This is a genomic window from Sphingobium sp., assembly GCF_035511395.1.
Classification (GTDB): Bacteria; Pseudomonadota; Alphaproteobacteria; order Sphingomonadales; family Sphingomonadaceae; genus Sphingobium.
Genome location: NZ_DATKFP010000226.1, coordinates 1 through 11,178 on the forward strand (window position 1 = coordinate 1; position 11,178 = coordinate 11,178).

9 protein-coding genes and 1 pseudogene are annotated in these 11,178 nt (G+C 61.3%); all 10 read left to right on the top strand.

Translation table 11 applies throughout. From position 1 onward, the window contains the following. Window positions 1–135 precede the first annotated feature (135 nt). Window positions 136–1,347: an aromatic ring-hydroxylating oxygenase subunit alpha gene (locus tag VMR39_RS15375; protein WP_325416835.1), complete on the top strand. Its 1,212-nt coding sequence runs from the start codon at window positions 136–138 to the stop codon at window positions 1,345–1,347. Window positions 1,348–1,358: 11 nt separating this feature from the next. Continuing rightward, entirely contained in the window at window positions 1,359–1,916 is a 558-nt protein-coding gene (locus tag VMR39_RS15380; RefSeq protein WP_325416827.1) for a 3-phenylpropionate/cinnamic acid dioxygenase subunit beta, read from the top strand. Window positions 1,917–2,027: 111 nt separating this feature from the next. Continuing rightward, window positions 2,028–4,181: a TonB-dependent receptor gene (locus VMR39_RS15385; RefSeq protein WP_325416828.1), complete on the top strand. Its 2,154-nt coding sequence runs from the start codon at window positions 2,028–2,030 to the stop codon at window positions 4,179–4,181. Window positions 4,182–4,346: 165 nt separating this feature from the next. Continuing rightward, window positions 4,347–5,648: an MFS transporter gene (locus VMR39_RS15390; RefSeq protein ID WP_325416829.1), complete on the top strand. Its 1,302-nt coding sequence runs from the start codon at window positions 4,347–4,349 to the stop codon at window positions 5,646–5,648. Window positions 5,649–5,697: 49 nt separating this feature from the next. Further along, window positions 5,698–6,519 carry an NAD(P)-dependent oxidoreductase gene (locus VMR39_RS15395; RefSeq protein ID WP_325416830.1) on the top strand — a complete coding sequence of 274 codons (822 nt, stop codon included), beginning with the start codon at window positions 5,698–5,700 and terminating at the stop codon, window positions 6,517–6,519. Beyond that, on the top strand, window positions 6,512–7,438 hold the full coding sequence (locus VMR39_RS15400) for a 3-keto-5-aminohexanoate cleavage protein (RefSeq protein WP_325416831.1): 927 nt from the start codon (window positions 6,512–6,514) through the stop codon (window positions 7,436–7,438). Before VMR39_RS15395 ends, VMR39_RS15400 begins: the two co-directional genes overlap by 8 nt. 28 nt (window positions 7,439–7,466) lie before the next feature. After that, entirely contained in the window at window positions 7,467–8,621 is a 1,155-nt protein-coding gene (locus VMR39_RS15405) for an alpha/beta hydrolase family protein (protein WP_325416832.1), read from the top strand. Further along, window positions 8,618–9,655: an SMP-30/gluconolactonase/LRE family protein gene (locus VMR39_RS15410; RefSeq protein WP_325416833.1), complete on the top strand. Its 1,038-nt coding sequence runs from the start codon at window positions 8,618–8,620 to the stop codon at window positions 9,653–9,655. Before VMR39_RS15405 ends, VMR39_RS15410 begins: the two co-directional genes overlap by 4 nt. Beyond that, window positions 9,652–10,443 (top strand): SDR family NAD(P)-dependent oxidoreductase, encoded by a 792-nt coding sequence (locus tag VMR39_RS15415; protein ID WP_325416834.1) that lies wholly within the window; start codon window positions 9,652–9,654, stop codon window positions 10,441–10,443. The genes VMR39_RS15410 and VMR39_RS15415 overlap by 4 nt, the downstream gene beginning before the upstream one ends. Before the next feature lie 115 nt (window positions 10,444–10,558). Beyond that, window positions 10,559–11,178 (top strand): annotated as a pseudogene (locus VMR39_RS15420) (glyoxalase); the annotation flags it as partial.

The following is an 11,178-nucleotide window of genomic DNA, read 5'->3' on the forward strand; positions in this document are numbered from 1 at the left end:
GGTGCCACGAAACGAGGCGACCTTGGCGACCTTGATCAGCCCCCATTCCTTCTTGTTGAAGCTCTCGGGATAATTCTCGCTTTCCGGAACGCCCATCCGCTCGTCGATCGTAATCGCGACGTCATCAGCCGCAGGATTTTCCACGACCAGGAAATCTATGAGCAGGAACTGGAACTCATCTTCCGCAAGTCATGGCTGCTTGTGGGGCATGAGAGTCAGATCCCCAATGTCGGCGACTTCTTCCTGTCGCGCATGGGGGAGGATCAGGTCATCCTCTCCCGCAGTAAGGACGGCAAGGCCAATGTCTTCCTCAATACCTGCCGGCACAAGGGCATGCGAGTATGTCGCTATGACGAGGGGAACACCAAGCTCTTCTATTGTCCCTACCACGCCTGGTCGTACGACCTAAACGGCGACCTCAAGGGCGTTCCGGAAAGCGAGAATTATCCCGAGAGCTTCAACAAGAAGGAATGGGGGCTGATCAAGGTCGCCAAGGTCGCCTCGTTTCGTGGCACCATCTGGGCGACCTGGAACGAGGAAGCGCCGTCATTGGAGGATTATCTCGGCGATGCCAAGGAGGGGCTATGGTATGGTCTGGGCCCGTGGGACGGCGGCGATGGCGAGGTGGAAGTCTATGGCGGCGTCCAGAAGTGGAACATCCCCTGCAACTGGAAATTCGTGTCGGAAAATTCCGGCGGCGATCCGCTTCACAATATCAGCCACATGTCGACCGACCTTTCCAAGATTGGTCCGCGCGAGGGCGTAGGACGCCGGGATCCTTTTGGCGAATTGTTCCTGACTGCCACCGGCAACGGTCATGGCCTGATCTTCGAGAAGGTGCCGCTCGCCAAGCCGCGCGAACATTACCAGCTCTCGAAGATCACGTCGGAATATTTCGAGGATTGCTGGCGTCGTCGCATCGACCGGTTGGGCGAAAAGGCCGGCTCGCCGATGGTGCTCGCGAATATCTTCCCCAATGCCGGCTTCCACACCCAGCAGCCCCGCGTATTCCTGATGGCGCATCCCAACGGCCCACGATCCTGCCAGGCCTGGCGGATGTTCTTCGTCGACAAGGATGCGCCGCAGGAGGCGAAGGATTTTCTGCGTCCCTACTACATCTCCTATAGCGGTCCGGGCGGCATGACCGAGCAGGACGACATGGAAAACTGGAACTATGCTTCCGAAGGCGCTCGCGTTCGCGCGGCAAAAGATGCGCCCTTCAGCTATGTCGCGGACTCAGGAAGTTTCAAGGATCCCTTCATCCCTGGGAATGTCAGCAAATGGTGGATGACGGAACGCAACAACGTGGCCTTCTATCACGCCTGGGCCGATCGCATGGGATATTGAGGAAAGACGCGATGACCATTCTCAAAGAGCGCCCCCGTACGGCGCCTACACTCGACGATCTTCTGCTTCACCGCGAAATCGAAGAATTCCTCTATCGCGAGGCCGACACGATCGACAATCGCCATTTCGAGGAATGGCTCGACTTCTTCACCGACGACATTCGCTATTGGGTGCCGATCCGCAAAAATCTGGAGTTCAAGAAGCGCTTCGAGGATGCGACCGACGAGCATCAGGCGGCGTGGATCGATGATAATCGCATGACGCTGGTCGCGCGCGTCTATCAGGTTCTCACGAAAATCCACTGGGCAGAAGAGCCATTGTCGCGTGTCTCCCATCTCGTGACGAACATCTTCGTCGACCGGGTCGAGCAAGGCGAAAAAGGCGAGGAGATCGTGGTGAGGAGCAAGCTCCTCGTCCATCGATCGCGGATGGAGGAGGCCGGCGAACTGCTGGTCGCCAAGCGGGAGGACCGTATCCGTCGCACCGACGAGGGCCTCAGGATCGCGTGGCGCAAGATTCTGATCGATCAGGCGACACTCAGCGCGAAGAACCTCTCGTTCTTCCTTTAAGCCGTCGAAACGAGATTGAATACATATAACAATGAATTGGAGGGGTAGTTCATGTGCCGTTTTTCTTTCGTGGTCCGGAATAGTCTAGTCCTGGGTGCTGCGCTGCTGCCAATGGCAGCCTTTGCCCAGGCCACGCCCGAGTTGCAGGCAGCAGCGCCTCCCCAGGCAACAGGCGACAATGACATCGTGGTCACAGCCTTGCGCCGAGACACGTCACTTCAGAGCACGCCAGCCGCCGTCACGGCATTGACGGGCGAGGAACTGGTTTCGCGCGGCATAAGCGACATCCAGGGTCTGGCAGCGGCCGTGCCGGGTGTGAGCTTCGGCAAGAATATCGGGCAGGTCCACATCGCGGTGCGCGGTATCGGTTCGGACTCGGTGGTCGCGGGGCAGGATCCGCGCATCGCTTTCTATCAGGACGGCGTCTATATCGCGCGCCCCGATGCGCAGGCTGCCGGGCTTTTCGATGTAGGATCGGTCCAGGTCCTCAAGGGGCCACAGGGTACGCTCTACGGGCGCAATGCCACGGGCGGCGCCGTGGTGGTGACCAGTGCGCGGCCGACCGACGAGATGGAAGGCTATCTGCGTGCAGGCTACGGCAATTATGATGCCGTGAAGCTCGAGATGGCAGCATCCGGACCCGTCACATCGAACCTCTCTGCGCGCTTTGCCGTGCATTATGACAAGCATGACGGTTATGGCCGTAATATCGTGACCGGTACCAGGATCGACGACCAGGAAGAGATCGGTGCCCGTGTCTCGCTGCTCTGGAAGCCGATCGATGGCCTCGAAATGCTGACCATCGCCGACTACTCCCGGCAGTCCGACAATTCGGGCGCGCTCCATTATTTCGGCGCCGCTCAGCCCGGAACAACGCCGCTGGGCATCGCCCTTGGCGGCGTGGGGCTCTTCAACAGCCGGGATATCGCCAGCGACATCGATCCCAGGGTCGACATCAAAACCTGGGGCATCACCGAGGAGATCAGCTACAAGGCAGACTGGGGGACGATCAAATCGGTGACCGCCTATCGCAAGCTGGACTCGCTCAATCGGGTGGACGTCGATGGGACCAGCACCCAGCTCGGCTTCAACACATTGACGGACGATGCCGAGCAGTTCAGCCAAGAGCTGACCGTGGATGGCAAGATCGGCAAGCTTTCCTGGCTCGTGGGCGGGCAATATTTCTACGAGAATATCAGCCCTGCCGGTGCCCAGATTCCGCTCAGTCTTGCGGTGCGCGGCGGCCCGCTCGTGCTGCGAGACGGGTTCTACTCGCAGGGCTATCAGAAAACCTATGGTCTTGCCGGCTATTTCCAGCTCTCCTACGAGATCGTGGACGGCCTGACAGTCACCGGCGGCGGCCGCTATAGCACCGAGAAGAAGAAGCTCGACGATACTTTCCAGCTGGATTTCAACAATCCATACGAGTTCGGCGGTCCGATTATCCCTGTCGCCGGTTTTCCGCGGCATCTGGAAGACCGCTTCTCCCGTTTCACACCGACGGGGACGATCGAGTATAAGTTCAACAAGGATATCTTCGCTTATTTCACCTATGGTCAGGGTTTCAAAAGCGGCGGCTATGCCTTCGGCGTGAACCAGCCGGCCTATCGGCCCGAAAAGATCACCAGCTATGAAGGGGGTATCAAGACGACATGGCTGGGTGGCGCGGTGACCGCGAACCTCATCGGCTTCCATTATGACTATAAGGATTTGCAGGTCACGCAGGTGCGCGGCCCCACGAGTGTCGTGGAGAATGCCGCGACGGCGAAGGTCGATGGCATAGAGGCGGAACTGGCACTTCGGCCAGTGAGAGGGCTCACCCTGGGGGGGGACGTCTCCTATCTCGATGCCCGTTACGACAGCTTCGAAACAGCCGATCCTAGCAATCTTGCTGCTGGCGCGCAGGATCTGTCCGGGAATCGGCTGGCACAGGCGCCGAAATGGGCCTTCCATCTCTACGGGCAGCAGGAATGGCAGCTCGATGACTATCGCGTGACGCTACGCGGCGATTACAACTATACCGGGCACCAATTCTTCACGCCGTTCGAAAATCCGCTGGTCGCGCAGGATTCTTACGGCATTGGCTCGGCCTCGCTGCGCGTGGAGAATGTCGCAGGCTGGTCGGTCGAGGGCTATATCCGCAACATCGGCAATACCAAGGCGGTTAGCCAGAGCTACGTGTCCTCGGCCATGTTCGGGATTCCGGTGCTGGGAACCCTGACCCCGCCGCGGACCTATGGCGTGACCCTGGGCTACACATTCTAGGAACCTCTGCCCGGCCGGCGGCCTGCCGCCCGGCCGGGCCCACCGGCATAATCCCTGCCCATGCCCTCATTGGGCAGACGCACAGGAGAGGGGCGGATATTGAAGCACGCAAATATTTCCTCATCGGCTCACGATGAAGCGATAAGCACGCGGGCGAGTGCCTGGGTGCTTTTCCTCATGACGCTCACCTACACGTCGAGCTTCATGGACCGGACCGTCCTCTCGATCATCCAGAACCCGATCAAGGAAGAATTGGGGCTGAGCGACACCCAACTCGGCATATTGGGGGGCTTTGCCTTCGCGCTGTTCTACTCGACGCTCGGCATTCCCGTCGCGCGCCTCGCCGAACGAATGGACCGGCGCTGGCTCATCACGATCTCGCTTGCGATCTGGTCTGTCGCCACCGCTGCCAGTGGCCTTGCCAAGGGCTTTGCCAGCCTGTTTGCCTTCCGGGTCGCGGTCGGCGTCGGGGAAGCCGGTGCCAGTCCACCGGCCCATTCACTCATTACCGACTTCTTCGCGCCCGAGCGCCGGGGCACGGCATTTTCGATTTATTCCCTCGGGGTTTCGGCGGGTGTCCTGACCGGATCGATCGCCGGAGGCTATGTCGCCCAGGCCTATGGCTGGCGCATGACCTTCGCGATCTTCGGCATTCCCGGCATCCTGCTGGCGATCCTCATTCCGCTGACCATCAAGGAACCCCGGCGAGGCCGCCTCGACCCGCCACGTCCGCCGGACGAGGCATTGCCGACGCTAAAGGAAGTGCTGCACAGGTTCGCTCGCAAGCGTGCCTTGTCCCACAGCGTTGCCGGCGCAAGCATAGCGGCCTTCGGTTCCTATTCGATCATCTCCTTTTCGGCCCCATTCTTTATTCGGGCGCATGGTGCCTCGCTGCCCGAGGCAGGCCTGTTTCTGGGGCTTACAAGTGGCCTTTCGGCAGGCGTCGGCATATTCCTGTCGGGTTTCCTGACCGATCGCATGTCGCGGCGAGATGCGCGCTGGGCCGTCTGGATACCGGCGATCGGATTTGGGCTCGCCGTCCCTCTCTACATCGCTGGGTTCCTCGTGCCCTCGAAGGCTGCGGCGATGACGATCCTGCTCATCCCCCCGGCGCTTCAATATCTCTATCTCGGGCCGACTATGGGATTGATGCACAATCTCGTCACGCCGCGTATGCGGGCGACGACGACCGCGATCCTCTACCTCGCCGTCAACCTCTTCGGCATGGGCCTGGGGCCGCCGATCACCGGTTATGTCAGCGACATGCTTGCCGCATCGATGGGCGGAGGCGCACGATGCCATGGCGCCATGGCGTCCCTCGATCAGCTGTGCCGGGTGGCGGCTGCCACCGGCGTCCGCTGGGCACTCGTCATCGGCACGCTCGCCTTCCTCTGGGCCGCTATCCACTATCTGATCGCAGCCCGGACGCTGCGGAGCGACCTCCGGCCTGACGAGGTGGCGCTGTGATCGCCGTTTTCGCCCCCGCCCTTGCCTTCCAGAGAGAGTACGCCTGATCATGCAAGTAGGATTCATAGGCCTTGGCTTTCAGGGGAAGCCGCTGGCGTGCAATATTGCCGCTGCTGGCGAACCGCTCACAGTTTACGATGTCCGGCCGGATCCGATGGCAGAGCTTGCCGCCTGTGGCGCAATGACGGCGGCGTCGCCGGGAGAAGTCGCTGCGGCGAGCGATCTCGTCATCGTCTGCGTGGTCGACGACGCGCAGGTCATGGCAGTATTGGAGGGCCCACAAGGTGTCCTTGCGAGCGCGAGGACTGGACTCGTCGTCGCGATTCACAGCACGATCCTGCCTGCAACCATGCGGCGTGCTGCGGACCTGGCGGCCGCGGCCGGCGTGGAGCTTGTCGATGCGCCCGTCAGTGGAAGCGCAAAGGGCGCGCAGGATCGGACCATGTCCTATATGGTCGGCGGTGCGCCCGATGCGGTCGCGAGGTGCCTGCCGATATTCAGGCTCTCCGGGCCGACCATCACCCTTACCGGGGATGTGGGATCCGCGACCATCGCCAAGATCGCGCATCAACTGGTGTGCTGCATCAACATGATGGCCGTGTCGGAAGGATTGCGTCTCGGCGAGGCTGCCGGTGTGTCGCGCGATATTCTGCTCGAAGTCTTCGCTGCCGGCTTTGCGCAAAGCAAGGCGGGGGACATGTGGCCCGAACTCGACCTGCATCCTCGTGCCACCCCGATTTTCTACAAGGATCTCAAGGCAGCGATCACCCTTGGACGGGATGTCGATGTGGCACTGCCCGCGTCGGCCCTGTGCCAGCAACTGCTGTCGAGTGTCCTTCCCCGTATCGAAGAGGACGACCAGAATGGCTAAGATCATCATAAGCTGCGCCGTAACCGGATCGGCGCACACGCCCACGATGTCGGATGCGCTGCCGCTGACCCCGGCGCAGATCGCGCAGCAGTCGATCGAAGCCGCCGAGGCCGGGGCCGCCATCCTCCACCTTCATGCCAGGGTGCCGCAGGATGGTCGCCCGACCGGTGATCCGGATGTCTATGCGCAGTTCCTGCCCGTCATCCGTCAGCAGACGGATGCCGTGATCAACATCACCACCGGTGGCGCGGCAACGATGCCCGTCGAGGAGCGCTTGGCTGCCGCCGCGCGCTTCCAGCCAGAACTCTGCTCGCTCAACATGGGCTCGCTCAATTTCGCCTTCTTCCCGGCTGCGCGGCGGATCACGGACTGGAAATATGGCTGGGAGAAGGATTATGTCGAGAATTCGGACGACTATATCTTCCGCAACACCTTCCGGGACATCGAGAAAATCCTGTCGACCATGTCCGAGGCGGGGACGAAGTTCGAGCATGAATGCTACGATATCGGCCATCTCTATAACCTCGCGCATTTCGTCGACCGTGGCTTGGTCAAGGCGCCCTTCTTCATCCAGATGATCTTCGGCATCCTGGGTGGTATCGGTGCCGATCTCGAAAATCTCTACGTGATGAAGGAGACCGCGGACCGGTTGTTCGGTCGGGGTACCTATCAGTGGTCGGTCCTTGCTGCTGGACGGCACCAGATGCCGTTCCTCACCCAGGCTGCCCTTCTTGGCGGCCATGTGCGCGTCGGGCTGGAGGACAGCCTTTTCATCGAGCGGGGGGTGCTCGCCGCCTCGAACGCGCAGCAGGTCGAGAAGATCGTCCGTATTATCAGAGAAATGGGCCACGAACCCGCCACGCCCCAGGAGGCGCGCGAGACGCTCGGCCTCAAGGGCGGCGACCGGGTCCGATTCTGATTGCTCGAGGAAAGGGAGTAGCAACGCCATGTATGAGCCATTTCCCGGCAATTATGTCTGGAACCTCTCGGTCAATATCTGCCTGAACATGGGGGGCGTGATGGGAGAGATCGATCCGGCGAACGATGAGGTGAGGGCGGTTTCCACCGCCGATCCCGATCAGGGGACAGAGGCCTTCTTCAGCGCCTGGGGGAAGCTTGCCGACCGCGTCCTGGGCCTCGCCGCGGCAGATGATGCGGCCGGGCATCGCTTTGCTGCGGCAGAGAAATATGCCCGTGCCGCTGCCTATTTCATCACCGCCGAGCGGATGCAGAGCAGGGACTTCGCGCCGCGCAAGGCGATGTACGCGAGCATGCTCGAGACCATGAAGCGATTCTATCTCGCCGATGGGCAGGGTATCGCGAGGGTCGAATTTCCCTATGAGGGGTCAAGCCTTTCGGCCGTGTTCATTCCTGGCCGAGGGGAAGGCCCGCGCCCATGCATGATCTTCTGCAACGGGCTCGACAGTACCAAGGAGATGGTGACGCTCGCACTGCGCGATCGCTTTGCCCGGCGTGGCATCTCCACCCTGGTGATCGACCAGCCCGGCGTCGGCGAGGCCTTGAGGCTGAAGGAATTGCATGCCGTCCACGACACCGAGCGCTGGGCGAGCGCTGCGGTCGATTATCTCGAGACGCGGGGCGATGTCGATCATGGCCGCGTCGGCATGATGGGCTGGTCGATGGGCGGATATTACGCGCCGCGCGCCCTCGCCTATGAACCCCGTTTTGCGATCGGTGCCGTCTGGGGGGGGAATCATGACTGGGGTGGCCATCAGAAGGCACGGCTGGAACGCGAAGGCGATATGCCGGTGCCGCATTATTGGGAGCATGTGATGTGGGTATGGGGGCAGCCTGACATCGAGAGCTTCATGTCCCTTATGGAGAAGGTGAATCTCAACGGCCACCTTGGCAACATCAAGGTTCCCTTCCTGGTCACGCATGGTGGGAATGATCGCCAGATTCCCATCAAATATGCGCAGCAAAGCTACGACCAGGCCGTGAACAGCCCCGACCGCGAACTCAAGATTTTCAACGAGCAAGAGGGCGGCATCGAACATTGCGGAGCCGACAACATGGAGCCCGTCCAGAGCTATATCGCCGACTGGCTTGCCGACCGCTTCGCCCGGATGGAACGGTCATGAGCCTCATCCAGAACGGCCGGGGATCCAATCCCCTCAAGGACTTCAAGGTCGAGCCTGGTATGATCGGCTTCGTCGGCCAAGACTTGCAACGGCCGGAGTGTATCCTTGCAGAGCGCGACGGCACGCTGTGGAGTGCCGATGCGCGCGGGGGCGTCATGCGCATCGATCGCGACGGCAGCCAGCAATTGGTCGCGCAGGCAGCAGATCCCCATTTCGATCTCGCGTCCTCCACCAAGGACAGCCTCGTCTCGGGTACACTTCCCAATGGCCTGGCCTTTGCCGCCAACGGCGATTTCCTGGTTTCCAATTTCGGCACGGACAGGTTGGAGTGCATGACCCGCACAGGTGAGACGCGGGTGCTGCTCGATCAATTGGACGGTCGTCCGCTCGGCAAGGTCAATTTCGTGCTGCGCGACAGCAAGGGACGCATCTGGATCACAGTATCGACGATGATCAACCCGTGGAGCGACGCGATCAGGGCGGGCCTTGCCGATGGAGCGCTGCTGTTGATCGATGATCGTGGCGCGCGGATCGTGGCGGACGGCTTCCATTTCACGAACGAGATCCGGCTCGATGCGAACGAAGAGTGGATCTACGTCGCGGAGACGACCGCCAAACGGATCACCCGTCTGCGCATAAGGGGCGATGGCTCGCTTTGCGACCGGGAAATCTTCGGTCCATCCACGCTCGGCGACGGGCTGGTCGATGGCATCTGCTTTGATGCCTATGGGAATCTCTGGGCGACGATGATCTTTGCCGATCGCCTCGTCGCCATCACGCCGGAGGGTGAATTGCTCGAGCTTTTCGATGATGGCGTGGCCGAGGGGACGGCTGCGTTCGAACAGGCGTTCGCAAGCGGCGAACCGGTGCCTTTCGACGTGCTGATGGCCGCCGCCGGTCCCACTTGCCCGTGGCTTGCCAGCGTGACCTTCGGCGGGCCCGATTTGAAGACGGTCTATCTCGGAAGCCTGCGAGGAACCCGCATTCCAGCCTTCCAGAGCCCCGTCGCCGGGCTGCCCATGGTGCATTGGTGAGCGCGGTTGCGACATTGCCGCTGCTTGCCGGTAAGCGGATCCTGGTCACAGGCGCGGCAAGCGGCATTGGCCTTGGCGCCGCAACTGCCTTCGAGCGTCTTGGCGCAGAAATATTTGTTGCGGATCTCGATCCCCAAGCCCTTGCAGCGGCCTGGCCTCGCCTCCCGTCCAGCCGCCAGGCCGCGCTCGATGTGATCGACGAAGTACAATGCAATGCGTGCGTCGAGCAGGTCGTGCATTCGCTTGGAGGGATCGACGGTGTGTTCAATAGCGCTGGTATCGCCGATCCGGTTCAGCCCGCGCTCGAGATCGATATAGACGCCTGGCAGCGCACGATCGATGTCCATGTGCGCGGCAGCTTCTGCGTAGCGCGCGCGGCAGGGCGAGTGATGGTGGCGGCCGGATCGGGCTCGATCGTCCTCGTTTCCTCGGTCAATGGCGTCACAGGAATCCCGCGCCGTCACGCCTATGGACCGGCGAAGGCCGCGATCGCCCAGCTCGCGCGTACCCTGACCTGCGAATGGGCTGCGAGTAATGTGCGCGTCAATGCGATCGCACCCACCTATATCAATACCCCGATGATCGAGCGTCTCGCGCGTGATGGGAAGATCGACATAGGGCGGCTCGAGCGACGCACCCCGATGGGCCGCATCGGCGAGGTGGAGGATGTGGCCTTCGCGGCTGCCTATCTCCTCTCGGACCTGAGCCTATATGTGACGGGTGCCAACCTGCCGGTCGACGGTGGTTGGCTCGCCTATGGCGGGCCGGGGGACGTGTTGACAGCCTGATCGGATCGTACCGAGCCATTGCCGGGCCTGATATATCCTATTGCTACAAAGGATTTCCGCCCTCGCGAAGGGATATCTATCCGGTTTGCAACTCATAAGCGGGAAGGAGAGTGGCATGGCAATTATCGGCATCGAGCGGCTGGTTTACGGGGTCGAGAATGTCGAAGAGTCTGCTCGCTTCTTCACGGATTTCGGGCTTCGCAGACTGGATGACGGCGCATGTGACGTCGAGTTCAGCCTTGTAAATGGCGCTCGCGTCACGGTGCTTCCCCTTGGGCATTCCAGCCTGCCCAAGGGGGACGCTATCGTGGGGCAGGGTGTCAAGGAGGTCGTCTGGGGGGTCGACAGACACGCCTCGCTCGAGGCACTCCTCTCCAGTCTCAGGGAGGTCGTGGATGTCGACTGGGACGGCGAAACGGCAAGGTTCGTGGCTCCGTTCGGAGTACCGATGGCCTTGCGGCAATGGACGCCCCGGCCCTTTGCCTGCGTGCCTGACCAGGCAAATGCTCCCGGCCGGATCGAGCGATTGAACCGACCGCGCCGTTGGCGCCTGGGCGCTATGCCACGCCTGATTACCCATGTCGTTTTCGCCGTCCCCAATTATGACAGCGTCTACCAGTTCATGGTGGATGTGCTCGATTTCCGGCTCACCGACAGGCAGAATGGCTTTGGCAACTATCTGCGCGCGGATGGCACCAATAACCATCATAATATCCTCCTGCTCAACGCGAACGC